The organism is Mycobacterium sp., assembly GCF_032159565.1.
Lineage (GTDB): Bacteria > Actinomycetota > Actinomycetes > Mycobacteriales > Mycobacteriaceae > Mycobacterium.
Genome location: NZ_JAVHWR010000089.1, coordinates 1 through 26,399, shown reverse-complemented (window position 1 = coordinate 26,399; position 26,399 = coordinate 1). Strand labels below are relative to the sequence as shown.

The following is a 26,399-nucleotide window of genomic DNA, read 5'->3' as shown; positions in this document are numbered from 1 at the left end:
TGACATGGCCGAGGGTGGCCGCGCACATGCCGCTCGACCCGATGAGAGGCAACTGACATGGCGACCATCTACTACACGGCGTCGAGCATCGACGGGTACATCGTCGACGACCGAGACAGCTTGGAGTGGTTGATATCCCGCGACATCGATGTCGACGGTCCGTTCGGGTACCGCGCGTTCAGCGATTCCGTCGGCGCGCTGGTGATGGGTGCCACGACATACGAGTGGATCGTGGCCAATGACCCCGATGACTGGCAGTACAAGCAGCCCACTTGGGTAATGACCCACCGGCCCAATATCATTCGGGCCGGTGATCCGGTGCGGGCCTTCCAGGGAGACGTGACCGAACTGCAGCCACTGCTGTTGCGGGCAGCGGGCTATCAGGACATCTGGGTGGTCGGCGGCGGCGATGTGGCCGCGCAGTTCGCGCGCGCCGGCCTGATCGACGAGATGATCGTCAGCTACGCGCCGTGCACGCTGGGCAGCGGCGGACGACTGATGCCCGTACACACGGAATGGACGTTGGTGGAGTCCGGCATGAACGGCGACTTCATCTGCGCCAGGTGGCGGAAGGCCTAGCGGTCGCCGGTCGGCAGTCCGTTACGACGGACGAATTCTCGTGACTTGATGAGGAATTCCATCTGGCATGCGACCTGGCGCAATGGCTCGGCGTTGCGGATAGAGCGGCACAACACCACGGCGCCCTCCAGCGACGCGATGCAGGTTACCGCAAGTGACTCGGCCTCCGCGGCGTCGAAGTCGTCGGCGATGAACGCGCGGGTGAGCGCGTCTCGCCAGCGGCCGAATATGTCGCTCGCGATGGCGGTCAGTTGCGGCTCGGCTTCCGAGCAGCCGATCGCAGCGGCGACGACCGGACAGCCCGCACCGAAGTCGCTTTCCCGAAGGGTGCGCTCCCAGAATTCGCTGAAGCCGCGCACCAGCGGAAGGGCGCCGCGTTCCGCGGCGGAGTCGATGCTGTCGGCGATCGTGTCGCCGGCCCACCGCAGGGCTTCGGTCAGGATCTGGTTCCTGCCCTCGGGGAAGTGGTAGTACACCGAACCGCGGGGGGCGCCGCTACGGGCGAGCACCTCGTCGATCGTCACGCCTGCCGCGCCGCGCTCGCGCAGAACTTCGGCGGCACTGATCAGCATGTTGGTTCGGGTCGAACCCCGCTTGGTTCGCGTCTTGGTCGCCGGCACGGTCTGGCGCGCCGTCATGCCGCGTGCTGGTTGCGAAGTTGCGGCGGGCGCCATCCCATGCCGCGGGTGGCGAAGCGGAACAGCGGTCGACGACGGTCGTGCACGAGATGTGTGAACTGATGGCCGGCGAAGTTGATCTCGATGACCCACATCGTGTGCCTCCTACGGACGAGCGGCGCCGTTGCCGACTCCGAATTAAGACAGCCAGCATAGAACTGATCAACGACAAGATCAATTCCCACCCGCCTGTTTCCGCGAACCATGGCGATAAACAGCAGGTGAACACGTGTCCAGTCGCAGGTCGGGCGTGCGACGTCGCCTAGGCCAGATTATGGGCCATTGCATAATGTCGATCCGCGCGGTTCACTCGGCTGATGGCAGCACCGGAGCGGACGCTCGACACCGTCACGCTGGAACGCGATGGCCACGTGCTGGTCATCGGCCTGAACCGGCCAGACAAGCGCAATTCGTTCAACCTCGCGATGCTCGCCGACTTATCCCGCGCGTACGGCGTGCTGGAGGCGGATGAGACTCTGCGCGCCGGCGTCCTCTTCGCGCACGGCGACCACTTCACGGCGGGCCTCGACCTGGTCGATGTGGGCCCGGCCATTGTCAGCGGCGAGTTGCCCTTCCCCGATGACGGCCGCGACCCGTGGCGATTGGACGGGACCTGGACCAAGCCCGTCGTCGCCGCGGCGCACGGTTGGTGCATGACCCTGGGCATCGAATTGCTGCTCGCCGCCGACATCCGGGTGGCGGCCGCCGACACCCGATTCACCCAGATGGAGGTGCGTCGCGGGATCTATCCCTTCGGTGGTGCCACGATCCGGCTGCCGCAGCAGACCGGATGGGGGAACGCGATGCGCTGGCTGCTCACCGGAGACGAGTTCGACGCCGAGGAGGCCCTCCGGATCGGGCTGCTCCAGGAGGTCGCCGCGAATGCCGCGGAGGCGCAGTCGGCCGCCAGAAGCATTGCCCACACCATCGCCGACCGCGCCGCCCCTCTCGGTGTCCGGGCGGTGCTGGCCTCGGCGCACCTGGCCCGCACCCAAGGCGACGATGCCGCCATCGAGCGGCTGCGCCCGGAGATGACGCGACTGTTCGGCACCGCGGACGCCGCCGAGGGGCTGCAGTCCTTCATCGAGCGACGCGAAGCGCGGTTCCAGGGCTCTTAGGAGGGGTTACGCTCGCTCAGTCGCTTCAGAAGGGCTTGCCATGGGCCATTACAAAAGCAATGTGCGCGATCTCGAGTTCAACCTGTACGAGGTGCTCGAACTCGAGAAGGCGTTGGCGACCGGAGAGTTCGGCGACCTCGACGGCGAGTCCGTGCGCCAGATGCTTCATGAAGCGTCGAAGCTCGCCGAGGGACCGCTCGCCGAAGCGTTCGCCGAGACCGACCGGCACCCGCCGACGTTTGATCCCGGGACACATGTGGTGACCATCCCCGAGCCGTTCAAGAAGTCGTTCCGCGCCTGGCAGCAGGGCGAGTGGTTCCGCATCGGCCTCCACGAGGACATCGGCGGCGTGCCCGCGCCCGCGATGGTGGCCTGGGCCGTCAACGAATTCCCGCTCGGCGCCCAGCCCGCAGCGTTCATGTACCTGGCCGGGCCCATCCTCGCGAACATCCTCTACCACATCGGGAACGACGAGCAGCGGAAGCTGGCATCGATTGCGATGCAACGCTATTGGGCCGCCACCATGGTGCTGACCGAGCCCGCCGCGGGTTCGGACGTCGGCGCCGGCCGCACGAAGGCTGTTCAGCAGGCCGACGGCAGCTGGCACATCGACGGGGTCAAACGCTTCATCACCAACGGTGACACCGACGACCTGTTCGAGAACGAACTGCACATGGTGCTGGCCAGGCCCGAGGGCGCCGGACCCGGCACCAAGGGCCTGAGCCTGTTCGTCGTCCCGAAGTTCTTGCCGGATGCCGAGACCGGAGAACCGGGCGAGCGCAACGGTGTCTTCGTCACCGGGCTCGAACACAAGATGGGGCTGAAGGCGTCGGCGACGTGCGAGCTGACGTTCGGCCAGCACGGCGTGCCCGCGGTCGGTTGGCTGGTCGGTGACTCGCACAACGGCATCGCCCAGATGTTCAAGATCATCGAATACGCGCGAATGATGGTCGGCACAAAGGCTATTGCGACGCTGTCGACGGGCTACCTGAATGCCCTCGAGTATGCGAAGACGCGGATACAGGGCGCCGACATGACGCAGATGACCGACAAGACGGCGCCGCGGGTCACCATCATCCACCACCCCGATGTGCGCCGGGCGCTGATGACGCAGAAGGCCTACGCCGAAGGGTTGCGCGCGCTCTATCTGTTCACCGCCGCGCATCAGGATCCCGCAGTGGCCGAAATCGTGTCGGGAGCCGATGCCGCGCTCGCCGAGCGGGTCAACGATCTGCTGCTGCCGATCGTCAAGGGTGTCGGCTCCGAGCGGGCCTACCAGTGCCTGACCGAGTCGCTGCAGACGTTCGGCGGATCGGGCTTTCTGCAGGACTACCCGATCGAGCAGTATATTCGCGATGCCAAGATCGACTCGCTGTACGAGGGCACCACCGCGATCCAGGCGCAGGACTTCTTCTTCCGCAAGATCGCGCGCGACAAGGGTGTGGCACTTGCGCACGTCGTCGCGCAGATGCAGAAGTTCCTTGACCGCGAGACCGCCAGGCCGGAGCTGACCGAGGGCCGCGCGCTGCTGGCCACGGCCCTTGCCGACGCGCAGGCGATGACCGCTACGTTGACGGGATATCTGCTGGGTGCGCAGGAGAACGCGCGCGAGCTGTATCGGCTCGGCCTCGAGTCGGTGGCCTACCTTCTGGCGGTCGGCGATCTACTGATCGGCTGGCTGTTGCTCGAGCACGCCGAGATCGCACTGACCGCCCTGGATGGCGATACGTCGGACCGGGACCGGTCGTTTTATCGGGGGAAGGTGGCGGCGGCGGAGTTCTTCGCGCGTAATGTGTTGCCGCGGTTGACCGCCGAACGCAAAATCATCGAGGGCGTGGACCTGACGATCATGGACCTACGAGAGGAAGCATTCTGATGAAGGTGCTCACGTCGATCGACGATGCCGTCGCCACGGTGGGGGAGGAACTCGGCGTCGGCGAGTGGCAGGAGGTCGACCAGGACCGTATCAACGCCTTCGCGGATGCTACCGGGGATCATCAGTGGATTCACATCGATGCCGAGCGCGCGAAAACCGAGAGTCCTTACGGCCAGACGATTGCGCACGGCTACCTGACGCTGTCGATGATCCCGGCGCTCACGAAGGACAACTACCGCGTCGAGAACGCGAAGATGGCGATCAACTACGGCTCGAACAAGGTGCGTTTCATCGCAGCTGTGCCGTCGGGCGGGCGGATCCGGGTGCGCTCCGAACTCATCGATGCGACCAAGGTGGACGACAACACCGTCAACCTGACGGTGAAGAACACCATTGAACTCGACGGGTCGAACAAGCCGGCCGCGGTGGCCGAGACGATCGTGCGGGTGCTGTTCTAACCAGCGGGGCGACGGCGACGACGGCAGCCGGGACCGCGAAGCACTTCCTCTCACCAACTGGTGTGTGCACCTACTCCGGCTTGTACCCGAACGGCAGCAGCACGCTCTTCGCCTGCGTGTACTGCTCGATCCCCTCCGGCCCGTTCTCCCGACCGATACCGGAGTTCTTGTAGCCGCCGAACGGCGCGCCGGGATCGAACGCGTACATGTTGACCGCATACGTGCCGGTGCGGATCTTCGACGCGATCTTCATCGCCTTCTCGTTGTCGGTGGTGAACACGCTGCCCGCGAGGCCGTATGGCGAGTCGTTGGCGATGCGTACCGCGTCGTCCTCGGTGTCGTAGGGAATCACCGCAAGCACCGGCCCGAAGATCTCCTCCTGGGCGATCGTCATCGAGTTGTCGACATCGGCGAAAACCGTTGGCTGCACGAACCATCCGCCGTCCAGGCCCTCGGGGCGACCGCCACCGGTGACCAGCCGTGCGCCTTCCTCGACGCCCTTGCGGATGTAGCCCTCGACGCGCTCGCGCTGCTTTTCGGAAATCAGCGGGCCGATCATCGCGCCGGGGTCGTCGGGCAGGCCGATCGGCATTCCGGCCGCTGCGGCGCTGACCTTTTCGACGACCTCGTCGTAGCGCGACCGCGGCGCCAGGATGCGGGTCTGGGCTACGCACGCCTGACCGGAGTTCATGAACCCTGAGAACGCCAGCATCGGCAGCGTCGAGTCCAGGTCGGCGTCCTCGAGAATGATGGCCGCGGACTTGCCGCCGAGTTCCAGCGAGCACGGCTTGAGCTTCTCGGCCGCGAGCTTGCCGATCTCCTTGCCCACCGCACTCGACCCGGTGAAGGTGAACTTGTCGATCTCGGGATTGGCGGTCAGTGCGCGCCCGGTCTCCGGGCCGCCTGGCACGACGGAGAGCACACCCTCGGGCAGCCCTGCCTCGGCGAAGATCTCTGCCATCGCGAACAGCGACAGCGGCGTCTCGGCGGCCGGCTTCACCACGATGGTGCAGCCCGCGATCAGCGCGGGGCCCAGCTTGTTGGCGGCCAGGAAGAACGGCACGTTCCATGCGGTGACGGCGGCCACCACGCCGATCGGCTCACGCAACACCATGGTCTCGCCGTAGACACCCTGCCGGAAGTCGCGCCAGGTGAATTTGTCGGCCGCCGCCGCGTAGTACTGGAACGCCGCCATCGCGGCGCCGTACTGCATCATGTCGACGATCGTCGGCGGCTGACCGGTCTCCGCCGCCAGCAGGAACTTCAGCTCGTCGGCGCGCTCCTCCATCAGCTTGACCGCGGCGCCGAGCACGGCCGCCCGCTCCTGCGGCGACATCTGCGGCCACGGGCCCTCGTCGAAAGCCTTGCGCGCGGCCGCGCAGGCGGCGTCGACGTCCGCCTGGCTCGCGAGGGGGACCTTGCCGACGAGTTCACCGGTGGCCGGCGAGTGCACCTCGATGACGTCGGCGGTCGCGGGTTCGGCCCACGTGCCGCCGATGAACAGCTTGTCCCACTCGGTCTTGAATGCCGTGCTCTGTGTCATTCGTGCTCCTCGCGTGCGCGTGTATGGGCGTCACATTACCCACGTGACGCGGAAAACGAGAACATGTTTCAGTCGTCAAACTTTGACGGCCTAAAGACCAGCACCAGATTGCTCACCAGAAACTCCCTCAGCAACGGCACCTTCGTCATCCACCACGCCCATCTGGGGTGGTAGCGGGGGAATGCGGCGACCAGCGCGCCGGAGTTGCCGCCGAATACGAGACCGTCTGCGGCGGACACCGCGAACAGTGACGAGCCGTAGTTGTTCTTCGCCGCACGACCGTGCTTGCGGGTATATCGCGCAGCCGCGCGGGCGCCACCGAAGTAGTGGGTCATGCCCATCTCATGGCCGCCGAACGGGCCGAGCCACACCGTGTACGACAACACGGCGAGCCCGCCGGGCCTGGTGACCCGCAGCATCTCTCTGGCCAACCGCCACGGCTCCGGCACATGCTCGGCCACATTGGACGACAGGCAGATGTCCACGCTGGCGTCCGCGAACGGCAACGCCATGCCCGACGCGCGGACGTAGGTGGCCGCGCCCCCGGCCGCGGGACCGGCATGCATCTCGGCAGCGTCGGGTTCGACGCCGATGTAGTCGTAGCCCGCATCTTCGAACGCCGTCGCGAAGTAGCCGGGGCCGCCACCCACGTCGAGCACGGTCTGCCCGACGGCCGTCTCACCATGCGTCGCCGCCCACAGGTCGCCGACCATCGCCACGGTGTCCTCCGCGAGCGCGGTGTAGAACCGGGCGGGGTCGGACTGTTCGAAGCGGAACTGCGACAGCAGCCGCACCGACCGGGACAGCGTCGCCCGCTGGGCGAAGAGCTCGGTGGCGGACATAAGCAGACCTTATGCAGCGGTTACGCTGGCACGAATGTCTGGCCCCGTGAGATCCGTGCTGCTTCTGTGCTGGCGCGATACCGGCCACCCGCAGGGCGGCGGCAGCGAGGCCTACCTGCAGCGCATCGGTGCGCAGCTGGCCGCATCGGGTGTCGACGTGACGCTGCGGACGGCGCGCTACGCCGGCGCCTCGCGCAACGAGGTCGTCGACGGGGTCCGGATCAACCGCGCCGGTGGCGCCTATTCGATCTACATCTGGGCGGGGTTGGCGATGGTGCTGGCCCGCATCGGCCTCGGTCCCCTGCGCAGGGTCCGCCCCGACGTGGTGATCGACACCCAGAACGGTCTGCCCTTCCTTGCCCGCCTCGCCTACGGTCGCCGTGTCGTCGTCCTGGTTCACCACTGCCACCGCGAACTGTGGCCCGTCGCCGGTCGATGGAAGGGCAGCTTCGGCTGGTTCGTCGAGTCACGGCTGTCACCATGGCTGCACCGACGCAACCAGTACGTCACGGTGTCCCTGCCGTCGGCGCGCGACCTGACCGACCTCGGCGTCGACGCCGGTCAGATCGCGGTGGTCCGCAACGGACTCGACGAGGCGCCGCCGGAGACGCTCGCGCTTGCGCGCGCGGAGCATCCGCGCATCGCACTGCTCAGCAGGCTGGTGCCGCACAAGCAGATCGAGGACGCGCTGAACGCCGTCGCCGAACTGCTGCCGCGTATTCCCGGCCTGCACCTCGACATGGTCGGCGGCGGCTGGTGGCGCGATCGCCTCGTCGAGCACGCGCGGCTGCTCGGGGTTGCCGATGCGGTCACCTTCCACGGTCATGTCGATGACATCACCAAACACGAAGTGCTGCAACGGTGCTGGGTGCATGTGCTGCCGTCACGCAAGGAGGGTTGGGGCCTCGCCGTCACCGAGGCCGCCCAGCACGGCGTGCCGACGATCGGCTACCGGTCCTCCGGCGGGCTCACTGACTCGATCGTCGACGGCGTGACCGGCATCCTCGTCGACGACCATCGCGACATGGTCGTCGCCCTCGAGCGGCTGCTGACCGATCCGGTGCTGCGCGATCAACTCGGCGGCAAGGCACAAATCCGCAGTGCGGAGTTCTCCTGGCGTCAGAGCGCCGACGCCATGCTCGTGGTGCTGAACTCGATGTCAAAAGGCAGGCGGGTCAGCGGCGTCGTGTCCGCAGCGGACTAGCCCAAGCCCCTAAGCCGCATTCCCATTTCGCCCAAACCAACGATTGGGCGGGAAAGTGCGAGTGATTGCCGCCATTTCGTCGATCTCGGCGCCTCCGCGGCGGAGCCATGCCTCGTACACTTGCGCCAAAATCTCGTGGGGACGGTCTTCATTGATCACCCGGATGATCTCCCAGCCGTGCCGTTCGATCCTCTTGATGCGCCTGACGTCCTTGACGTATTGAGGACGATCGGTGCGATGTTGGTCGCCGTCGTACTCGACCGCCAAGAGAAGGTCACGCCATCCCATGTCCAGAAACGCGAATGGCTCATCGTTGTCGAGCACCGGAATCTGCGTTTCGGGAACCGGAAATCCGTTGTCGATCAGAAGAAGTCGCAACCAACTTTCCTTCAGCGACGCGGCGCCGGCGTCGACCAGCGGAAGAAGCGCACGCAGCTGGCGTATGCCCCGGACCGCACCGTATCGCTGCATCAGTGTCGCCACGTCTCTGTCTGCGAACGGCGCCGCGCGCATCAGAGCATCCAGACGGCCGAGTGCCACTGACCGCTTCTCGTGTCGACCGGTATCGAACGCGGTGCGCGCGGGAGTCGTCACCGGGAGGTCATCAACGGTAGTGATCTCATCGTCGGCGACGCGATCCATCCGCACGACGAGACCGGGCTGGCGGCGTCGTTCGTCGACCAGGATCTCAATCGGATGGCTGTCGTCGATCCATGCGGCGCCGTGCAGCGCCGACGCGGCGACCCCGGCGATGACGCCGGCTCGGTCCGAGGCGAGCCAGGCTCCTACCGTCCTGTCGTGTAATGACGGCGTCGACGCTTTCGGGATGTAAACACCGCGGAATATCGGCCGATACCAACTACGCAGATCATGACGACGCAGGCCGTCGCCAAGCGCTTCCCTGCCAAGGAATACTTCCACCATGGGTCGCATCGTCCCCCGACGGTCCGACACACGCCGAGATCGACGAAATGGCGCGATCTTCTCGCACTTTTCCGCCCAATCGTTGGTTTGGGCGGAAAAAAACGAGGGCGGGGGCTAGGCGGCGTCGAACGCGACCGGAAGCGTTGCCGGGCCGCTGATTCCGATCATCGGCTTCCACCGCGCCAAACCGTCTCGTCGCAGGTTCTTCATCCTGCCCGACATCACGACAAGGGCCTCCGCGATTTCGCGACGCGCCAGGTTCGCGCCGAGGCAGTAGTGCGCGCCTGCCCCGAAGGTCTGCATGGGCGGCGGGTCCGCGCGCGTGATGTCGAAACGATCCGGGTCGACGTACACGTCCGCGTCGTGATTCGCCGCCGCCGTGTTGCACACGACGAATGCGCCCATCGGAATTGTCACACCGTCGAGTTCGACGTCCTCGACTGTCGTCCGCATTGCGCCGAAAATCACTGGGCTGAACCGCATTACCTCTTCGACGGCCTTCATCGCCAGCTCGGGGCGCTGCGCCAGCAGTTCCCACTGTTCGGGATAGTCGCAGAACACGTCGAGCGCGGCGGCCACCTGGTTGCGGGTGGTGTCCGTGCCCGCCATCAAGATGCCCGCCGCCAGCATCCGCAGTTCGCCGATCGTCAACCGGTCGCCGTCGTCCTCGGCGCGGATCAGCTCGGAGATCAGGTCGTCGGTCAGCGACTCGCGTCGGGTGGCGACCATTCCGTCGATGTAGTTGTCGAGTTCTCCCCAGGCCGTGAGGATGTCGCTTTCGTACTCGGCGACGTTCCAGCTGAACAGCTTGAAGAAGTCGTCGGCCCAGTCGGAGAACAGTTTCCAGTCGTCACGGGGCGCGCCGAGCAGTGCGGAGATGATCGGCACCGGATAGGGCCTTGCGATGTCGGCGACGACCTCGCAGCGTCCCTTCGCGGCGAGCGGAACGGTCAGCCTCGTGATGACGTCGACGATGATGTCGTCCAGCCGCGAGACCGAGCGCGGGGTGAATGCCTTCGACACGAGCCGGCGCAGCCTGTTGTGGCCGTCGCCGTTCATGGCCAGCAGGCTCGTGCTGGCTCGCTGCCACAGCGGGCCGTCGGTGATGCCCTGCGTCTCCAGGCCGAGGCCTCGCGGCACCTGGAACCGGGCATCGCGCAGGGTCGCGCGGACCAGTTCGTAACTGAGGATCTCGGGGCCGTGCGCACCCATCGCGATCGGGCCTTGCTCGAGCGCCTTGCGTAGGTTGCGGTGAGCTTCGTCGGGCGTCGTCGCGTCCTCGTACTCGACGGTCGGCAGATCGGCTTCGAACACGGTCAGGACAGTCATGTGATCATGCTTCTGCGCGCCGGGGAGGGCCGGTAGCGTAGTGCGCTACTCCACCCGCCGCCGGGCCAGACCGGCGAGTGCGCCCGCGCCACCCACCACCAGCATCGCCAGCCATCCGGCATGCGTGACCAGCATCAATCCGCGATGTGACGCGGCGGGACGGTCGCCGCCAAGCCGGGTCGCGGTGATGTCAGCGCCGGACTCGACCACCAGCCAGCCGACGCCCGCCCGGGCCAGCGCGGCGTGGTCGGCGCCCGTCGTCAGCAACCGCTCGACCTCCCTGGCGCGGCCGCCCTCACCGGCCACCAGACGCCCCGAGACCGCCAGGTCCCCGGTCGTCAGCACGTCGGCGCGGACCCACCGCGGAAGCGGGTCGAGCACCGGCGCTTCTCCTGCCCACGGGAACTGCCGCATGCTGCTGCCCGCAGGCAGCACCGCCACCGGATCCGGGTCGGCGTTGATCATCGCCGCGACCGCCGCCCAACCGGGCGGATACCGCACCGCGGTGACCTTGCCGCCGACTCCCCACGCCAGATCCGGCAACGTCGCGATCAGAGCCAGACTGCACACCGCCGCCGTCGCGACGCCGGGCAGCCACCGCCGCAGCATGATCACCGACCCCGCTGCCGAAAGCGTGTAGCCCGGCACCGCCAACGCCACCCACTTCTGGGCGTCGCGCACCACGCCGAGACCGGGCAATGCGCGGACCATCGACTCCACGGCCGCCAGCCCCGGCTCCGTCGCCATCAGGGCGGGCACCACGACGGCGACGGCGGCCAGCACGAGCAGCGGAACCGCGGCGGGGGTGCGGACGGCGACCGGCAGTCCGGCCGCGACGATGCCGAGCAATACGACAACGGCCACCACCGCGAAAAGCGTTGTCCGCGATTCGGGTACAGCCGCACTGTTCCAGATGCCACCGAGGCCGGCGAGGCTGCCCAGCGTGCCGAGTCCCGGCTCGGCACGAGCCGCGAACGCGGGCACACCGTCAGCCTGTGTCGACGACAGCGATCCGGACACCGCGGCGGCCGTCAACCATGGCAGCGCCGCGAGAACCGCCGCACCCACCCCGATGACCGCGCACATCCACCTGGGCCGGCCGGGGCCTGGGGTCAGCGAACACACCAGCGCCACCGTCACGGCCAGCATCAGCCCCGTCGGGGTCAGCCCGGCCAGCGCTGTCCAGAAGGCCAGCGCGCAGGCCTCAATCCACAGCGCCCTGCCGCCCGTTCGCATCCGCAGCACCGTCGCCGCCACCCACGGCAGACACCCGTAGCCGACCAGCAGGCTCCAGTGCCCCTGCAGAAGCCGTTCTGCGACATAGGGATTCCACACCGCCAATGTTGCCGCGAGGAGCTGCCCCGGCACACCTGCGTCGGGCAGCACCGCTGCGGCCAACCGGGCGCTGCCCCAGCCCGCAAGCCACAGCCCGGCGATCAGCAGCACCTTGACCGCGATGCCGCCGTCGACGACATGCGACGCCAAGGCCACCGCGAAATCCTGCGGCAGGGCTCGCGGCGCGGCGTCCGAAAGACCAAGTGCGGCATCGGATAGGTACGACCGCGGGCTGGATACGGCGTCACGCAATAGCAGATATCCGGGTTTCAGCAGCGGGCCGGTCACCACAAGAGCGAGCGCCAGCGCATAGGCCGGCGCCCAGAACTTCGTCAGAAAGCGGTTGATCAGACCTACCGGTCTGGTGGCTGTCTGGGCCGCTGGGTGGGCAATTGCAGCTTCTCGGTCTTCGCCTCGGCGCCGGGCACCTTGATGCCCTGGGTGTCGAAGAAGCCGTGATCGGCCTCGTCAAGGCCGGGGTCGATCAGCGCGGACTCGGCGCGCAGGCTGAACGATCCGAGCAGCGCACCACCGACGAGCGACACCAGTCCGATGGCGGTGAAGGTGATCGGCAGGATGCGTCCCCACAGCGCCACCCGGTCGCGCTCGTCGCGGGCAGTGGAGACCTGGGACTCGACCGTCTGCTCGGTGGAGGTGACGGTGTAGTCCACGAACGTCACCTCGGGCTTGAGCGCCTCGCGCGCGTAGTACTGGTTCGCGCGCTCCTTGGACTTGACGATGGTGCCCGACACCGGATCCACCCAGAACGTGCGCTGCGCGGCGTAGTAGCGCGTCATGGTGACCGGCTCGTCGGGGTTGCCGGGGATGCCCCACATCCCCGCGGGCGCGGTCACCTGACTGTCCTCGTCGTTGTCGAACAGCGACGCGTACTTCACCGGCTCGACCAGCTTGCCGTCGCCGTCGTAGCCGACGTTCTGCGTGAACCGGTAGGTGGTCAGGCCGTTGACGTCTTCCTCGCCGTCGTAATTCGCATCGAAGGCCTTCTGGGCGATCGGGTCGAAGTACGGGTAGGTCTTCTTCTCGGTGTCGAACGGGAAGCGGTAGGCCAGCCCCTCGTGCGGAAGCGCGATATTCGTCGGCGGTTGATCGTCCTGGATCGTGCGCGGCTTCTGCACGGCGCCACCGGGATTGCTCTCGCTGGAGACGGCCATCGCAGTCTTGCGGTCGAGGGTGACGGTGTCGACCAGGGCCAGCAACAAGCCGTTGTCCTGTTGCTTGTCGGTGCGCCGCACAGTCGTGCCGACCTGAAGGGTGACGACGTCGGCGTTCGACGGCGCCTCGACGCTGATCTGCTGCTGCTGGGTGATCGGCACGTTCTTGCCGATCTCGAACTTCGGGGCGGCCAGTGACGCCGGGTCGAACGCCGTTCCGGTTCCGTCGCTGACCAGGGTGGCGTCCAGGTCCAACGGAATCTTGGTGATCTTGCTCTTGGTGTAGGTGGTGAGCAGCAACGCGGCGATCAACAGGGCAGCTCCGAGCCCGATGATTCCGCACGCCGCGATACGCAACGCCACTGCGCGGTTCAAACCGTTCCTCCCTGGCTTGATGTCGCCGGCCATCCGGCTCCGTCGGTTTGGGCTGACCCAATGGCTAGCGACCCTAACAGCACAAACTAAGGGCCATCATTTACTACGACGGCTTACCCGTTCGGGCGTCCTGCACACTGGTCGACGTGGCACGTTCAGAAGCCGTCGGCGGCACCCGCGGATTCTTACCCCCCGTCGAGGGAATGCGGGCCTGCGCGGCTGTCGGCGTCGTAATCACCCACGTCGCCTTCCAGACCGGGCACACCGGCGGGATGGCGGGGCGGCTTTTCGGCCGGTTCGATCTGGCCGTCGCGGTGTTTTTCGCGTTGTCGGGCTTCCTGTTGTGGCGCGGCCACGCCGCCGCGGCCCGCGGCCTTCGCCCGATCCCGCGCACCGGGCACTACCTGCGGTCCCGCCTGGTCCGCATCATGCCCGCGTACCTGGTGGCGGTCATCGTCATTTTGACCCTGCTGCCCGACGCCAAGGCCGACCTGACGGTCTGGCTGGCGAACCTGACGCTGACCCAGATCTATGTGCCGTTGACGCTGACGGCGGGGCTGACACAGATGTGGAGCCTTGCCGTGGAGGTGAGCTTCTACCTCGCGCTGCCCGTATTAGCGCTGCTGGTGCGGCGGGTGCCGGTGCGCGCACGCATCCCCGTGCTCGCCGCCGCAGGCGTGCTGAGCCTCGGCTGGGCGCTGATCCCGATCGACACCCCCGTCGGCGTCAGCGCGGTGAACTGGCCGCCCGCGTTTCTGTCCTGGTTTGTCGCGGGCATGCTGCTGGCCGAGTTGACGGTGACCCCGGTCGGCTGGCCGCATCGGCTGGCCAGGAAACGGGTCCTGATGGCGGCCGCGGCGGTCGTCGCGTTTCTGATCGCGGCCTCTCCGGTGGCGGGGCCGGAGGGCCTGACGCCGGGCACCGCCCACCAGTTCATCGTCAAGGTCGCGATGGGCGCGGTGGTTTCGGGTGCGCTGCTGGCGCCGCTGGTGCTCGATGCACCGGACACTTCGCACCGGATCCTCGGCAACACCACGATGGTGACGCTGGGCCGGTGGTCCTACGGGTTGTTCATCTGGCACCTGGCCGCGCTGTGGATGGTGTTCCCGATCATCGGCGAATTCGCATTCAACGGGCATATGCCGGTCGTGCTGGTACTGACCGTGGTGTTCGGCTTCGCGATCGCGGCGGTCAGCTACGCGCTTGTCGAGTCGCCGTGCCGAGTTGCGTTGCGGCGCTGGGAGTATCGTCACAGCACTCCCGACGCGCCGGCCCCGCTGCTCGACAGTGCCGTGAGGACTGGTTGAGCGGACGGCCACCGGGTACAGGTAGCTGATCTCGGAGTTTCCTGACCGCCTTCGCCATCGAGCGGCTCAGCTGAGCCGCGCGATGACGTCGTCGCGGACGGCCGACCGGCGTGCCTTGCCCGCGTCGTCGCGCAGCGGCGTGTCACTGAATTCCACCGTGCGGGGCAGCTTGTAGCCGGCGATGCGCTCGGCGAGGAAGGCGATGACGGCGGCCTCGTCGAGCCCGTCCGCCTGGACGATGGCATAGGGTACCTGCCCCAGGTCGCCGTCGGGAATTCCAACGACCAAGCAGGACAACACATTCGGGTGTGCACTCAGCGCGGACTCGATCTCCGCGGGATAGACGTTGCGGCCGCCGACGGTGAACATGTCGACGCGGCGGTCGTTGAGGTAGAGGAAGCCGTCGGCGTCGAAGTAGCCGAGGTCGCCGAGTGAGTCCCAACCGTCGCGGCTCTTCGCCTTCGACCCGATGTAGCGGTAGGTCGGCGGACTGCCGGGCGACGGCCGCATGTAGATCTCACCGCTGACGCCGGGCGGGCATTCGTTGCCGTCGTCGTCGAGCACCTTCATCTCGCCCGCGACGACGACGCCGACCGAGCCGGGGTGGGTCAACCACTGGTCACCGGAGATGAAGGTCAACGCTTGAAGTTCGGTGCCGCCGTACAGTTCCCAGACGGTCTCCGGTCCGACCAGCTCGATCCACGCCTGTTTGATCGCGGGTGGGCACGGCGCCGCCAGATGCCAGAACCGGCGGATCGACGACAGGTCGTAGGCGTCGGGGTTGGCCCGGTACACCGGCAGCAGACGCTGCATGATCGTCGGCACCGTCGCCAGGAACGTGACCCGGTGTTGCGTGACGAGCGAAAGGAACCCGTGCGGTTCGAAGCGCGGCATCAGCACCATGTGATGGCCCTGCACCAACCCGACGGCGAACGTGGTGAAGCCTGTGTTGTGGGACAGCGGAACCGACAACAGGTTGACGTCGCCGTCCTGCGCGCCCAGCGGATCGCCGGCCTTCGGCGGAAACCGGCTGTCGCCGCCCGCCTCGATCAGCTTGGGCCTTCCAGTGCTGCCGCCGGAGGCCATCGACTTCCACACCGGCGACACCACTTCGGGCAGCGCGGCATCAGACAGCGCCGGATCCGGTGTGAATCCGACCGGCACGCTTGGCGTCTGGCCGCGCGGATCGTCCCGGCCGACGATGAGTGCCTGCGATCGCAGGTCCAGCAGGGCCGCGAGTTCGGTGTCGGGCAGCCGCGCCGACAGCGGCTGGGGCGTCGCGCCGAGCTTCCAGGCGGCCAGCACAGACTGCGCCCACTGGATCGAGTTGGGCAGCACGATCGTGACGTAGTCGCCGACGCCGACGCCGCGCTCGGCGAAGGCGCGCGCCAGCCGGTTCGTCGACAGGTCGAGTTGGCGCCGGGTCAGCGTCTGACCCGAGCAGGTGACGGCGGGCGCATCGGGGTCTTGGGCGGCCAGTTGCGAAACCTGGGTGCCGATCGGTGGCGTCTGGACTGCCACGTCAGTAGCCGCCCTGCGCGGCGAAGATCGTGCGCGGGTTGTCCACGAGCATCGTGGTGATCTGCTCATCGGTCACCCCGCGTTCCTTCAGCGCGGGCAGCACGTCATCGGAGATGTGCAGGTAGTGCCAGTTAGGCGTCGCCAGGGGAAGGAGTTCCTCCGGCAGCCAGTCGTTGAAACAGGCTGCGTCGTGGGACAACACCATCTTGTCGGCGTGGCCGCGCTCGCACATCGTTGCGACGGTTTGCACCCGCTCCTCGGTGTTGAGGAACGTGTCGAGTCCGAAGCGGTCCATGCCGATGTAGGACCCGTTGGCGATCAGCTCTTCCAGATAGCCGATGTCGGTGGAGTCGCCGGAGTGCCCGATCACCACCCTGCTCAGGTCGACGCCCTCCTCGGCGAAGATGCGCTGCTGCTCCAACCCGCGCCTGGTGGCGGCATGGGTGTGCGTCGAGATCGGCACACCGGTCTGGCGGTGCGCCTGCGCGACCGCGCGCAGCACCCGCTCCACACCAGGCGTGACGCCCGGTTCGTCGGTGGCGCACTTGAGGATTGCCGCCTTGATGCCGGTGTCCGCGATGCCGCCGGTGATGTCGCGGACGAACATGTCGGTCATGATCTCCGGGCCGTCCAGCAGCGTGCCGGGCCCGCGGAAGTGGAAATACATCGGGACGTCGCTGTAGGTGTAGATGCCGGTGGCGACGACGATGTTGATGTCGGTGGCCGCGGCGATGCGCGCGATGCGGGGGATGTAGCGGCCGAGCCCGATCACCGTCAGGTCGACGATGCTGTCCACTCCGCGAGACTTGAGTTCGTTGAGGCGGTTGATCGCGTCGGCCTCCCGCGCGTCCTCATCGCCCAAGACGTCGGGGTGATTGTCGTTGATCTCGGGGGACAGCACGAAGACGTGTTCGTGCATCAATGTCACCCCGAGGTCGGCGGTGTCGATGGTTCCTCGGACAGTATCCAGTTGCGGCACTCCGCCGATGCTAGACCGCAGCCGCAGCAGTTCGAGGGCTTTCACGCGCCGCCACCGGCGGCCTCAGCTACGGGGCTGATCTTGCGGAGCCTCAGCTGTTGGCCATGTAGAGACGGCCAGCGCGGCTATGGAAATCAGCGCAAGCAACTGGACGCCTGCGGAATGCCCGGCGTAGCCGTCCACCGATCGCCATGGGCCCTGCGACAGCACCGCGCCCGCCAGGATCAGCCCGCAGGCACTCGTGCCGACGGTGAGCGCGTCACGCAGCCGGGCCCGGTTGCGCAGCACGTAGTTGAGGCCGATCGCCGCTCCCATCACCACGACACCGGCGACGCCTGCGATCACGGCGCCTAGCGCGACGATCGCCAACCCCGTCGCGACCGCACCGGGTTGCCACGGCCGCGCCGGGTCGGCGGCCGGCGGTGGGCGACGCGCAGGCACCAGCGCCAGCAGCAGAAGAATCGGCAGCAACGCCAGCCCGCCCGCGATGCCTGCCCGATAGACGGCATTGGAGCCGAACGACAATGTGATGGTGCCCGACGTACCCGCGGGAACCACCCAGCCCTGCTGCCAACCGTTGACGGTCACCGGGGTGAGCGTGGCGCCGTCGGCGGTGCGGGCGGTCCAGCCCGGGTTGATGCTCTCGGGAACCACCAGTACGCGGGATGCCTGCGCCGCCGGCACGTCCACCTCGCGGCGGTCATTGCTCCATCTCGCTGTCTGCACGGGACTGCTTGGCGCGCTCGGCAATTCACGGGCCAGCGGCCCGGCGAGCTGCACTCCGTCGACGACGAACGCCGCGCCCGGGCTGATCAGCAGTTCCTGCTGGCCTTCGGGCAGCGCGATGGGGGCGGTCCGGCACGGCTTGGCCGCAATCGGGTCGCCGTCGAGCAGCGCACCGACCGTGGTGTCGATGGTGGTCTGCACGAACTGGCCCGCGACGGCGATGATCGGCCCGCGGCCACACGGCAGCGTCACCGCCCGCTTTCTGTTGCGGGCCGCGTCGGCGGCGGCGATCGGTTGACCGTGCGCGTCGAGCGCGGTGACCTCGGCCAGCCCTGGCGGCTTGATCTGATCGAAACCCAGTGCGGTGCGGTCGATCACGTCATCCCAGTCGAGGATCGACACCTTGACCGTGTCGGTGACCTTCGGCCGCAGCTTCACCGTCTGCGCCCCGTCGTCTGCCAACCGGCGCACCTGCGGGCCGTCACCGATGTCGACCGCCACCATCCGAGGATGCGCGGGCAGCGTCGACGAACTCGGCGTCAACCGCAGTGCGCTGACCTCGCTGGCGGACGGCAACTTGAGCGTCAGGTTCGGCGGTGTGCGGTACTGCGCCACCCGCTGCGGCGCGGTCCACGCCGTGCGCGGATCGCCGTCGGCGGCCGCGTAGACCGAGCCGAGCACGTCGATCGGGTCGGAGTCGCCCATGGCCCTCGCCGTTTTCGGCTGGGCGATCAGGTCGGCAAGGCTGGGGCCCTGCCGCGGCCGCACCCACACCGTCGGCGTCACCGATATCGGCGCGGGAACCGTCAACGTCCGACTCAGGTTCACCGGCTCCTCGGGCGACTGCGCCATCGTCGCCGCACAGTGCACACCGTCGGGTCCGTCCGCGCAGCCGGAGCGCCCGAGCAGCTCCGAACCCAGGTCCCATTGTGCAACAGCGGAATTCGGTGGCGGCCCAGGCACCGACACGGTGTGGCGCAGTTCGATCGGCTGCGCGAAACCGGAGGCGTCGTACTGCGTCACGGTGAAGTCGGTGATGCCGAACTGCACGCCGGGCGACCCGTCGTCGGTGCCCGCCGCGGTGATGCGCACCCACGGCGTCTCGCCGTAGGGCAACGCCGCGGTGATCGGCTTACCCGCCTCGTCGAAGCGCAGTGTGCTGGTTCCGTTGACGGTGGAGATCTCGATGCGGCGGACCTGCGCGCCCACCGCCGTCGCGCTCGGCGTCACGGTGATGGTGGCGTTGGTGACCGGATGGTCGAAGTCGACCTGCAACCACTGCCCGACGGCGGACTGCAGGGCGTTGGACACCCAGCTGGTCGAGGTGTCGCTGTCGATGGCCGCGGTCGGTCCGGTCGCGGGCGCGACGCTGGGCAGTGCGGTGGAGTCGGCCGCCGAACTCGACACCGTGATCCGGCCACCGGTCCAGTCGCCGTGCACCGTCCGGGTGTCGCCCGCGGGATAGTCGAGCACCCGGTTGAACGTGTGCCGGGCGTCCCCCTCGGCGCGGATCGCCGACGAGTGGTCGTCGACGCGACCGTAGTCGGTTTCACGCGCCAGCGGGGTGTCGGTGACGGTGACGACCGGAGTGCGCAGCCCGGCGCGCTGCGCGTCGGCGGTCAGCAGCGTCGGCCCGAGCGGCGGTTGGCCGAGCAGCCTGCGGCGTTCGTCGAGCCGCAGCAGCGCCTCGGGTCCGCCGTCGACGCGGGCCATCGCGTCGGTGTCGGTCAGATAGGGAGCGCCGGGTGGGCCACGCGTGGTGCCGTCCCTGCTCCTCGCGTCCGCGTCCACCCGGTAGATCTCGACGGCGGGATACTTCGGCCGCAGCCCGCTGTCGGTGATGAAGCCGGCGAGCGTGCCGGGTCCGACCTGATCGCCGAACTCCGCCACCTTCGATAGTCCCGGCGAGCCGTCGATCGCGCGGTGCACGACCACGGGCCGCGCCGACCGAGACGTCTCGGGGTCCAGGTCGTTGCGGACGACGACGTAGGAAATGCCTTGGCGGGCAAGGGTATCCGCAAGCCCGGCGGATGGCCGCCCTGCGGCGAAGAGCCGCTGCACCGAATCCAGCGCGCGAATCGTCTGCGGCGGGGTGAGGGGGATCGAGTCGCGGACGCCCCACGGGCTGTGGCCGAGCACCTGGAGGGGCTCGTCGTGACTGCTTCCCCACACCTGGGTTGCGAACGGCGCGCCAGGCGCCACCAGCACACGCCCGGGCGGAGACCCCGTGTTGTGCTCGTCGAGCCAGGCCGCCGTCTCGTGCCAGTACGGCGGGATCGCGTCGAATGCACCCGGTGGAGTGAGCCGGCCCGTCCACGCCAGCGATGTTCCCGCCGCCAACGCCAACAGCACCACGATGCCGACCGCGACCCGTTTGTTGTTCTCGGGGTGGGCGAAGGCGTGCACCCATTCGCGTCGCGGCACGCTCAGAGGAAGTGGGATGCGGCCGAGCAGATGCGCGAGGCCGAGCACCAGCGGCAACCGGATCAGCGGCTCCAGCTTGTGCACGTTGCGAAGCGGGGTGCCGTCCGCATCGAGGAACGTCTGGACCGCATGTGCAAGAGGCGATCCAAGACCACCGGCATATCCGGCGGCCAGCAGCGCGACGCCGGTCAGCAGTATCGTCACCAGCCTGCCGCGGGCGGGCATCGCGCGCATCGCCAGCCCGGCCAGGCCGGCTGCCGCGACGATCGTGGTGGCCAGCACCGCCACCGTCCCGGTAACAAGCGTCGCGCCCGCGGTGGCGGTCGGCGCGACGAACGGAGTCCAGCTGTCGGTGCCGCGCAGCACCTCGGTGAGCGACGTCCATTGCGTTGTGACGCCGGAGGATTCGATGAAGTCGAGGAACGGCGGACTGACCCGGCCGAGCATGATCAGCGCCACCACCCACCACGTGACGGCCAGCACCGCGCACACCGCCCACCAGGCGGTGAACCGCAACCACAGCCGGTTGGGCCGGTGGCAGGCCCACCAGATGAGCGCGGGCAGACAGCCCGTCAGCGTGGCGACCGCGTTGACCGCACCCATGAGTGCGAGAGCCAGCGCCGAGCGCGCCGCGAGCACCCGCACGCTACCTGTACTGCTCCTCGCGTGCGCAAAACCTGTTCCTCGCAGGGCGCCGATGACCGGCAGCAGCACCCATGGCGCCAGCATCATCGGCAGCGTCTCCGACGATATGGCCCCGATCGTGGTGAGCACGCGCGGCGACAGCGCGAAGGCCGCGGCGGCGACGACCCGCGAACCCGGTGTCCCGATGCCGAGCGCCTCCGCCAGTCGCAGCAGTCCCCAGAACCCGACCGTTAGCAGCAGCGCCCACCACAGTCGCTGGGTCACCCAACCCGGCAGCCCAAGCACGTCGCCGAGCAGGAAGAAGGCGCCGTGCGGGAAGAGGTAGCCGTAGGCCTGGTTCTGCGCCTGGCCGAACGGCAGTTCGCTGTTCCACAGGTTGAGCGCGCGGGTCAGGAACCGCAGGGGGTTGGCGGTCAGGTCGAGCTTGGTGTCCGGCGAGATCTTTCCCGGCGACTGCGCGAAGGTGAGGAGCAGCGAGAGCGCGGCGACCGGCCACAGCCAACGGCGGGAGAGCGGTGGGCCCACGCCCGCAGGGCGGAGGACGGAGCTAGCTGCGGTCGCCGTACTCGACACGGTTCAGCACGGCCGACGCCGGATCGCCAGCCTGCACCGGCGGCTTGGTGTCCTGCTGCACCATCAGCGTGATCCCGAAGATGGCGGCCGCGCCCAGTAATAGGCCGACAACGATGCTTGCCGCAGCGGGCACCAGAAACCGGTCCATGCGGCCAACCTTACATGCGGCCGATATCCGGCTCCGGCAGCGCCATGACAGCATGACCCCATGGCCCTGCCCCGTGTACTCGGTGCGCTCGCGGCGCTGACCGGCTTGTTGCTGGCCTGCTCGCCCGCCACCGAGAAGCCCGCCGCTTCGCCCTCTAGTGGCCCGTCGAACACGTCGTTGGGCCGGCCGCTGCCCGGTGCGCCCGTACCGCCCGCCTGCGGTGACGTGCTGGCGTCGATGTCGACCCGCGACAAGCTGGCTCAGCTGCTGATGGTCGGTGTCACCGGCGCCGACGACGCGCGGGCCGTCGTGGACAACCAGCACGTCGGCGGGATCATGATCGGCAGCTGGACCGACCTGTCGATGATGGGCGCACCGCTCGCCGACATCGCCGCGTCCGCGGGCCCGCTGCCGTTGGCGGTGAGCACCGACGAGGAAGGCGGCCGGGTGTCCCGGCTTGCCGACATGATCGGCGAACAGCCGTCGCCGCGGTTGCTCGCACAGACCAAAACACCTGCCGAGGTCCACGACATCGCATTCCAGCGCGGCCAGGCGATGCGGGGCCTCGGCGTCACCATCGACTTCGCGCCGGTCGTCGACGTCACCACGGAATCCGATGACGAGGTGATCGGCGATCGCTCGTTCGGTTCGGATCCCGCGCAGGTCGTCGAGTTCGCGGGCGCCTATGCCCAAGGCCTGCGCGACGCCGGTGTGCTGCCGGTGCTGAAGCACTTCCCCGGCCACGGCCACGCGTCGGGCGACTCCCACGAGGGCGGTGTGGTGACCCCGCCGCTGGCCGACCTTCAAACCCTCGACCTCGTGCCGTACCGGACCCTGACCACGCAGGCGCCGGTCGCCGTCATGGTCGGCCACATGCAGGTGCCCGGCCTGACAGGCACCGACCCCGCCAGCCTGAGCCCCGCTGCGTACGGACTGCTGCGCTCGGGCGACTACGGCGGGCCCGGGTTCGGCGGGCTGGTCTTCAGCGACGACCTGTCCAGCATGGGCGCCATCAATCAGCGCTACGGCGTCGCCGATGCGGCGCTGCGTGCGCTGCAGGCCGGTGCCGACGTCGCGCTGTGGGTCACCACCGACGAGGTGCCCGCGGTGCTGGACCGGCTGGAAAAGGCGCTGAATGCCGGTGAACTGTCACAGGCCAAGGTCGACGATTCGGTGCTCAAGCTGGCCGGCCAGAAGGGGCCCAACCCCCGCTGCTGAGGTCGCGCTCAGCGGACCGCGAGCACCACTTCCAGCGTCGGATCCGATGCGCTGATCGGACTGCCCGCATGGCGAAGCGCCGACAGCAGCGCGATGACGTCGTCGTCGAGGCGTTCGCCCGGCATCACCAGGGGAATGCCCGGCGGGTAGGGCGTAATCGCCTCGGCCGCAACGCGTCCCGATGCCTGTCGGAGCGGAACCGCCTGGTCGGCGGCGAAGAACGCCTCGCGCGGCGTCAGCACCGTCTCCGGACGGACCGCGAGCAGGTCGGCGGTCAAGCCGCCCGATGTGCCTGCGTCGCGTCGTCCGAAATGATCGGCGACTTCGGTGAAACCCTCGACCAGCCGGTCCATGTCGGCGTCGACGTTGCCGATCGTGGTGATGCACAGCACGTGTCCGGCGCCCGCCAATTCGGGTTGCACACCGTGCACCCGGTTGAGCCGCCGACCGCAACCAGACCGGCAAGCACCGACTTGTGCGCGTTGCGGGCGACGAGCACCGGCTGATCGGCCCGTAGCGACGCCAGTGCGACGGCGATGTTCCCGCCGGTCGAGCCCTGCACCAGGATGAAGCTCTGCGGAACCCCCCATGCGTCGGCGATCAGTCGTTCGGCAGCCAGGATCGGACCCTGCGGGCAGTGCAGCGTGTCGGTGTCGGGCAGATTGTTCAGGTCGACCGCCGCGATGTTCTCCCGAAACCATGGGTCGAGCGTGCGGCCACCCTTGTGACCGGGACTGTAGAACGGCGCCTGATCCCGTTCGACGAACCGCCTCAGCGCATCGAAAAGCGGTGCGGCGTCGGGCATCAGAGCGAATACACGCGTGCGGCGTTGTGCACGCCGATCATGTCGACGATCGCGATCGCATCCTGTTCACCGCACTCGCCCGTGCGCACCCACTCGCCGAGCACAAGGCCCATGGCGCGCCGCCACAGCACGGCGCCGAGCAGATGGAGCTCCGGCGGCCCGAAGGCATCCGACGAGTACAGCTGCTTGGCGAAGGGGGCGGTGTCGAGCGCCTCGCCGACCAGTGCGGTCGATCGGCTACCGAGGTAGTTGATGGCAAGGCCCACATCGAAATTCACGTGATCGAACGCCTGCGCCAGATAGCCGGCCTGACGGTGGAACGGGTAGCAGTGCAGCAGCAGCACCGGCACAGGCGTCATGGCGCGCAACAGCGGCAGCAGCAACAGCGGATCGGTGCGGTTCAGGTCCAGATCCCGGTCGCCGAACCCGACGTGTACCTGGATCGGCAAGCCGTGCTCGGCCGCCTCATGCACACCGAAGGCGATCAGCACCGGGCTGTCGACGCGTAATCCGTTGCCCTGCGAGGCCAGTGAGCGGGCGTGTTCGACGACCGTCATATCGGTCGGCCGCGACCAGTCGATGTCGAAGTTGGTGCGGTAGGCGGCGATGGTCTTGGTACCGACGATGTGCTGCGAGTTCGCCGCCTCCTGCATCGCCGCACGGAATGCGGCGGGAAAGTCGTCGGGATCGGTGCCGGTCTCGAGCAGATCCTCGGTGAGCCGCTCCAGACGCAGGATCTCCGAGGCAGGTCTGCCGGACAGCTCGGTGAGCTGATCGAGGGTGGTGAGCATGTCACCCTTGAACCCGGTGTCGACGACCCAGCGCGCGACGCCCGCCCTGGCCAGCATCGTGGCGGTCAGCTCGTCGGGGCCGAGCTCGCTGCGCCGCGCCCAGTAGTCGTCGGCGGCTGCATGTCGTGGCAGCCCGAGAACCGGTGCGCACCAGCGCCGGATCGCGAGACCGAGCGGCGAGTCGAACATCGTCATGAAGTCGGGAACGGGGTCCGTCGAACCTTCGTTGATCGACGCCTCGAAGGCTGCCCGGTCGACGGGTTTGTTGAACGCACCGTGCACGTGGTGGTCGATGAGCGCAATGCCGCGCAGGTGATCGGCCAGCGCCTCGGGCACTCGATCCTCGACGCCTGCGAAGACGTCCGCGACATCACCATCCGGCATAACGGGCGACCTCCTCGGCGTCGACCTTTCCGGCGGCCGCGTCCGCGATGGCCTCGCCCAGGATGGCCGCGGCCCGTCCGGCCTCCTCCTCGGTCAGCACGAGCGGCGGGGTGATCTCCAGGACGTTGCCGCCGACGTAGAAGACGACCGCGCCCAATTCCCATGCACGGTAGACCACGTGTGCGGCCAGCCTCGGATCACGGTCGCCGGTCTGCGGATCGACCAGTTCGAGCCCGATCGCGAGGCCGCGGCCGCGCACCTCGCCGATGCGGTCGGCACCCGGCGACCCGGTCAGCGCCCGCAACTGGTCCCGCAGCGCCGCACCGACTTTCGCCGCATTGTCGGCCAATCCCTCGGCCACGATGGTGGCGAGCACCGCCCGCCCCGCCGCCGTGCACACCGGATTGCCTGCCGTGGTCAGCAGCGCTGCCGCGGGAGGCTCGTCGAGAATCTCCGCGGGGCCGACCGCCGCGGACAGCGGCAGACCGCCGCCGAGCACCTTGCCGAACGTCACGATCTCGGGTACCACGCCGTCGTGCTCGAAGGCGTGCATGGTGCCCGGCCTGCCGAGGCCCATCTTGACCTCGTCGCAGATCATCGGCACGCCGTTGGCACGGCAGCGGTCGTGCAGTTGCGCCAGAAACCCGTCCGGCGGCACCACCAACCCGCCGTCGGAAAGGATCGGCTCGACGATCAGGCAGGCGATGGCGCCGGTCGCGAAGTGCTTCTCAGCGAGGTCAAGGCACGCGGCGACGTCTGCATCGATGCCGCAGCTCGTGGGCCGAAAAGGGTTGGGGAAGGGGAGGAAGACAACATCGGCATCCGGTGTCGCCCCGGCGTCGACATGCACGCCAGAGACGCCCATCGCGACGCCGACACCGCCGTGATAACTGTGCTCGAACGCGACCACCGTGCGCTTGCCCGTCGCGTGCCTGCAGGCCCGCAGGGCGACATCACATGCGTCAGATCCCGCGTGGCCCAGATAGACCCGTCGTTCACCGCCTCCCGGCACCAGCGCGAGCAGATCCTCGGCAAGGCCGACGGAATCGGGATGCACCGCCGAAAGCCCGCCTGCGCCAGGCGCCGTGCGCACTGCCCTGCTGACCGCTTCGACGACCGCGGGATGGCCGTGCCCGAGTCCGCTGGCCGTCCAGGTGGCCGAAAGGTCGAGCAGTTCGCGGCCGTCGGGAGTGACAAGCGTCGAGCCGTGTCCGGACACCACCTCGAGCGGGAAGAAGCGCAGCTTCTCGATGCCCGCGACCGACGCTTCGTCCCGTTCGTAGAGCGTGCTCACGACTTCAGGTTCAACTCGGTCGATAGCGATTCGCCGACACGCTTGGCGATACCGGAGGCCGCGATAGCGATGATCAACCCGACGAGGCACCAATAGAGCCCGAGCAACGGTGCGGCGGATAATGTTTCGGCGTCCTTCACGTTGAACCACAG

Annotated in this window: 23 protein-coding genes; 7 read left to right on the top strand and 16 right to left on the bottom strand. The window is 68.1% G+C overall.

What is annotated here, in order from left to right; genetic code table 11:
* The first annotated feature begins 57 nt into the window (after positions 1 to 57).
* The gene (locus QOC76_RS11235; RefSeq protein ID WP_526356912.1) at positions 58 to 579 is read left to right on the top strand and encodes a dihydrofolate reductase family protein; all 522 of its coding nucleotides are present in this window, start codon (positions 58 to 60) and stop codon (positions 577 to 579) included.
* Here the strand turns inward: QOC76_RS11235 and QOC76_RS11230 are convergent.
* Positions 576 to 1,217, bottom strand: coding sequence for a TetR/AcrR family transcriptional regulator (locus QOC76_RS11230; protein WP_526356911.1), 642 nt, complete (start codon positions 1,215 to 1,217; stop codon positions 576 to 578). The two genes, QOC76_RS11235 and QOC76_RS11230, sit on opposite strands and share 4 nt — an antisense overlap.
* Positions 1,214 to 1,351 carry a hypothetical protein gene (locus QOC76_RS11225; protein WP_526356910.1) on the bottom strand — a complete coding sequence of 46 codons (138 nt, stop codon included), beginning with the start codon at positions 1,349 to 1,351 and terminating at the stop codon, positions 1,214 to 1,216. The genes QOC76_RS11230 and QOC76_RS11225 overlap by 4 nt, the downstream gene beginning before the upstream one ends.
* A 222-nt stretch (positions 1,352 to 1,573) precedes the next feature.
* Here QOC76_RS11225 and QOC76_RS11220 point away from each other — a divergent pair, with 222 nt between their 5' ends.
* From QOC76_RS11220 to QOC76_RS11210, 3 genes are read left to right on the top strand one after another with little or no spacing between them, the layout of a single operon-like run.
* Positions 1,574 to 2,374 (top strand): enoyl-CoA hydratase/isomerase family protein, encoded by an 801-nt coding sequence (locus QOC76_RS11220; protein ID WP_526356909.1) that lies wholly within the window; start codon positions 1,574 to 1,576, stop codon positions 2,372 to 2,374.
* 40 nt (positions 2,375 to 2,414) lie between these two features.
* The gene (locus tag QOC76_RS11215; RefSeq protein ID WP_526356908.1) at positions 2,415 to 4,250 is read left to right on the top strand and encodes an acyl-CoA dehydrogenase C-terminal domain-containing protein; all 1,836 of its coding nucleotides are present in this window, start codon (positions 2,415 to 2,417) and stop codon (positions 4,248 to 4,250) included.
* On the top strand, positions 4,250 to 4,708 hold the full coding sequence (locus QOC76_RS11210) for a MaoC family dehydratase (protein ID WP_526356907.1): 459 nt from the start codon (positions 4,250 to 4,252) through the stop codon (positions 4,706 to 4,708). The genes QOC76_RS11215 and QOC76_RS11210 overlap by 1 nt, the downstream gene beginning before the upstream one ends.
* 70 nt (positions 4,709 to 4,778) lie before the next feature.
* Here QOC76_RS11210 and QOC76_RS11205 read toward each other — a convergent pair whose 3' ends face one another.
* Together QOC76_RS11205 and QOC76_RS11200 are read right to left on the bottom strand one after the other, a co-directional pair.
* Positions 4,779 to 6,251: an aldehyde dehydrogenase gene (locus QOC76_RS11205; RefSeq protein WP_526356906.1), complete on the bottom strand. Its 1,473-nt coding sequence runs from the start codon at positions 6,249 to 6,251 to the stop codon at positions 4,779 to 4,781.
* 68 nt (positions 6,252 to 6,319) lie between these two features.
* Positions 6,320 to 7,093 carry a class I SAM-dependent methyltransferase gene (locus QOC76_RS11200; RefSeq protein WP_526356905.1) on the bottom strand — a complete coding sequence of 258 codons (774 nt, stop codon included), beginning with the start codon at positions 7,091 to 7,093 and terminating at the stop codon, positions 6,320 to 6,322.
* 34 nt (positions 7,094 to 7,127) lie between these two features.
* Between QOC76_RS11200 and QOC76_RS11195 the strand changes: the two genes are divergently transcribed.
* Positions 7,128 to 8,297 carry a glycosyltransferase family 4 protein gene (locus QOC76_RS11195; RefSeq protein WP_526356904.1) on the top strand — a complete coding sequence of 390 codons (1,170 nt, stop codon included), beginning with the start codon at positions 7,128 to 7,130 and terminating at the stop codon, positions 8,295 to 8,297.
* A 9-nt stretch (positions 8,298 to 8,306) separates the two neighbouring features.
* Here QOC76_RS11195 and QOC76_RS11190 read toward each other — a convergent pair whose 3' ends face one another.
* The 4 genes from QOC76_RS11190 to pgfA form a co-directional block, all read right to left on the bottom strand.
* Entirely contained in the window at positions 8,307 to 9,221 is a 915-nt protein-coding gene (locus QOC76_RS11190) for a type IV toxin-antitoxin system AbiEi family antitoxin (RefSeq protein ID WP_526356903.1), read from the bottom strand.
* A gap of 114 nt (positions 9,222 to 9,335) precedes the next feature.
* A complete protein-coding gene (locus QOC76_RS11185; protein WP_526356902.1) occupies positions 9,336 to 10,550 on the bottom strand; it encodes a cytochrome P450 in 1,215 nt (404 codons plus the stop codon).
* Between the two features lie 45 nt (positions 10,551 to 10,595).
* Positions 10,596 to 12,173 (bottom strand): MmpA family trehalose lipid delivery protein, encoded by a 1,578-nt coding sequence (locus tag QOC76_RS11180; RefSeq protein ID WP_526356901.1) that lies wholly within the window; start codon positions 12,171 to 12,173, stop codon positions 10,596 to 10,598.
* Between the two features lie 65 nt (positions 12,174 to 12,238).
* On the bottom strand, positions 12,239 to 13,432 hold the full coding sequence (pgfA, locus tag QOC76_RS11175; RefSeq protein WP_526356940.1) for a cell envelope lipid trafficking protein PgfA: 1,194 nt from the start codon (positions 13,430 to 13,432) through the stop codon (positions 12,239 to 12,241).
* A 203-nt stretch (positions 13,433 to 13,635) separates the two neighbouring features.
* Between pgfA and QOC76_RS11170 the strand changes: the two genes are divergently transcribed.
* A complete protein-coding gene (locus QOC76_RS11170; RefSeq protein WP_526356939.1) occupies positions 13,636 to 14,739 on the top strand; it encodes an acyltransferase family protein in 1,104 nt (367 codons plus the stop codon).
* 66 nt (positions 14,740 to 14,805) lie between these two features.
* Here the strand turns inward: QOC76_RS11170 and QOC76_RS11165 are convergent, their stop codons facing one another.
* The 4 genes from QOC76_RS11165 to QOC76_RS11150 form a co-directional block, all read right to left on the bottom strand.
* Positions 14,806 to 16,260: an AMP-binding protein gene (locus tag QOC76_RS11165; protein WP_526356900.1), complete on the bottom strand. Its 1,455-nt coding sequence runs from the start codon at positions 16,258 to 16,260 to the stop codon at positions 14,806 to 14,808.
* A gap of 1 nt (position 16,261) precedes the next feature.
* Positions 16,262 to 17,239, bottom strand: a complete 978-nt coding sequence (locus QOC76_RS11160) for a phosphotriesterase family protein (RefSeq protein WP_526356899.1) — start codon at positions 17,237 to 17,239, stop codon at positions 16,262 to 16,264.
* A 63-nt stretch (positions 17,240 to 17,302) separates the two neighbouring features.
* A complete protein-coding gene (locus tag QOC76_RS11155) occupies positions 17,303 to 21,559 on the bottom strand; it encodes an alpha-(1->3)-arabinofuranosyltransferase domain-containing protein (protein ID WP_526356898.1) in 4,257 nt (1,418 codons plus the stop codon).
* A 22-nt stretch (positions 21,560 to 21,581) separates the two neighbouring features.
* Positions 21,582 to 21,755, bottom strand: a complete 174-nt coding sequence (locus QOC76_RS11150; protein ID WP_105348436.1) for a DUF2613 domain-containing protein — start codon at positions 21,753 to 21,755, stop codon at positions 21,582 to 21,584.
* A 60-nt stretch (positions 21,756 to 21,815) separates the two neighbouring features.
* Between QOC76_RS11150 and QOC76_RS11145 the strand changes: the two genes are divergently transcribed.
* On the top strand, positions 21,816 to 22,973 hold the full coding sequence (locus tag QOC76_RS11145; RefSeq protein ID WP_526356897.1) for a glycoside hydrolase family 3 N-terminal domain-containing protein: 1,158 nt from the start codon (positions 21,816 to 21,818) through the stop codon (positions 22,971 to 22,973).
* Positions 22,974 to 22,981: 8 nt separating this feature from the next.
* On the opposite strand, the gene QOC76_RS11140 is transcribed toward QOC76_RS11145, so the two are convergent.
* From QOC76_RS11140 to QOC76_RS11125, 4 genes are read right to left on the bottom strand one after another with little or no spacing between them, the layout of a single operon-like run.
* A complete protein-coding gene (locus QOC76_RS11140; RefSeq protein WP_526356896.1) occupies positions 22,982 to 23,251 on the bottom strand; it encodes an Orn/Lys/Arg family decarboxylase in 270 nt (89 codons plus the stop codon).
* Entirely contained in the window at positions 23,248 to 23,778 is a 531-nt protein-coding gene (locus QOC76_RS11135) for a hypothetical protein (protein ID WP_526356895.1), read from the bottom strand. The genes QOC76_RS11140 and QOC76_RS11135 overlap by 4 nt, the downstream gene beginning before the upstream one ends.
* Positions 23,778 to 24,953 carry an amidohydrolase family protein gene (locus QOC76_RS11130; protein ID WP_526356894.1) on the bottom strand — a complete coding sequence of 392 codons (1,176 nt, stop codon included), beginning with the start codon at positions 24,951 to 24,953 and terminating at the stop codon, positions 23,778 to 23,780. Before QOC76_RS11130 ends, QOC76_RS11135 begins: the two co-directional genes overlap by 1 nt.
* Positions 24,940 to 26,247 (bottom strand): class-III pyridoxal-phosphate-dependent aminotransferase, encoded by a 1,308-nt coding sequence (locus QOC76_RS11125; RefSeq protein WP_526356893.1) that lies wholly within the window; start codon positions 26,245 to 26,247, stop codon positions 24,940 to 24,942. Before QOC76_RS11125 ends, QOC76_RS11130 begins: the two co-directional genes overlap by 14 nt.
* Between the last annotated feature and the right edge of the window lie 152 nt (positions 26,248 to 26,399).

Bases quoted from the DNA above. Each gene is read 5' to 3' on its own strand.
- QOC76_RS11200 (WP_526356905.1), bottom strand. From the start codon at position 7,093: ATGTCCGCCACCGAGCTCTTCGCCCAGCGGGCGACGCTGTCCCGGTCG.
- QOC76_RS11190 (WP_526356903.1), bottom strand. From the start codon at position 9,221: ATGGTGGAAGTATTCCTTGGCAGGGAAGCGCTTGGCGACGGCCTGCGT.
- QOC76_RS11130 (WP_526356894.1), bottom strand. From the start codon at position 24,953: ATGCCGGATGGTGATGTCGCGGACGTCTTCGCAGGCGTCGAGGATCGA.
- QOC76_RS11170 (WP_526356939.1), top strand. From the start codon at position 13,636: ATGCGGGCCTGCGCGGCTGTCGGCGTCGTAATCACCCACGTCGCCTTC.
- QOC76_RS11235 (WP_526356912.1), top strand. From the start codon at position 58: ATGGCGACCATCTACTACACGGCGTCGAGCATCGACGGGTACATCGTC.
- QOC76_RS11185 (WP_526356902.1), bottom strand. From the start codon at position 10,550: ATGACTGTCCTGACCGTGTTCGAAGCCGATCTGCCGACCGTCGAGTAC.
- QOC76_RS11150 (WP_105348436.1), bottom strand. From the start codon at position 21,755: ATGGACCGGTTTCTGGTGCCCGCTGCGGCAAGCATCGTTGTCGGCCTA.
- QOC76_RS11195 (WP_526356904.1), top strand. From the start codon at position 7,128: ATGTCTGGCCCCGTGAGATCCGTGCTGCTTCTGTGCTGGCGCGATACC.
- QOC76_RS11210 (WP_526356907.1), top strand. From the start codon at position 4,250: ATGAAGGTGCTCACGTCGATCGACGATGCCGTCGCCACGGTGGGGGAG.
- QOC76_RS11215 (WP_526356908.1), top strand. From the start codon at position 2,415: ATGGGCCATTACAAAAGCAATGTGCGCGATCTCGAGTTCAACCTGTAC.
- QOC76_RS11135 (WP_526356895.1), bottom strand. From the start codon at position 23,778: ATGCCCGACGCCGCACCGCTTTTCGATGCGCTGAGGCGGTTCGTCGAA.
- QOC76_RS11205 (WP_526356906.1), bottom strand. From the start codon at position 6,251: ATGACACAGAGCACGGCATTCAAGACCGAGTGGGACAAGCTGTTCATC.
- QOC76_RS11225 (WP_526356910.1), bottom strand. From the start codon at position 1,351: ATGTGGGTCATCGAGATCAACTTCGCCGGCCATCAGTTCACACATCTC.
- QOC76_RS11220 (WP_526356909.1), top strand. From the start codon at position 1,574: ATGGCAGCACCGGAGCGGACGCTCGACACCGTCACGCTGGAACGCGAT.
- QOC76_RS11145 (WP_526356897.1), top strand. From the start codon at position 21,816: ATGGCCCTGCCCCGTGTACTCGGTGCGCTCGCGGCGCTGACCGGCTTG.
- QOC76_RS11230 (WP_526356911.1), bottom strand. From the start codon at position 1,217: ATGACGGCGCGCCAGACCGTGCCGGCGACCAAGACGCGAACCAAGCGG.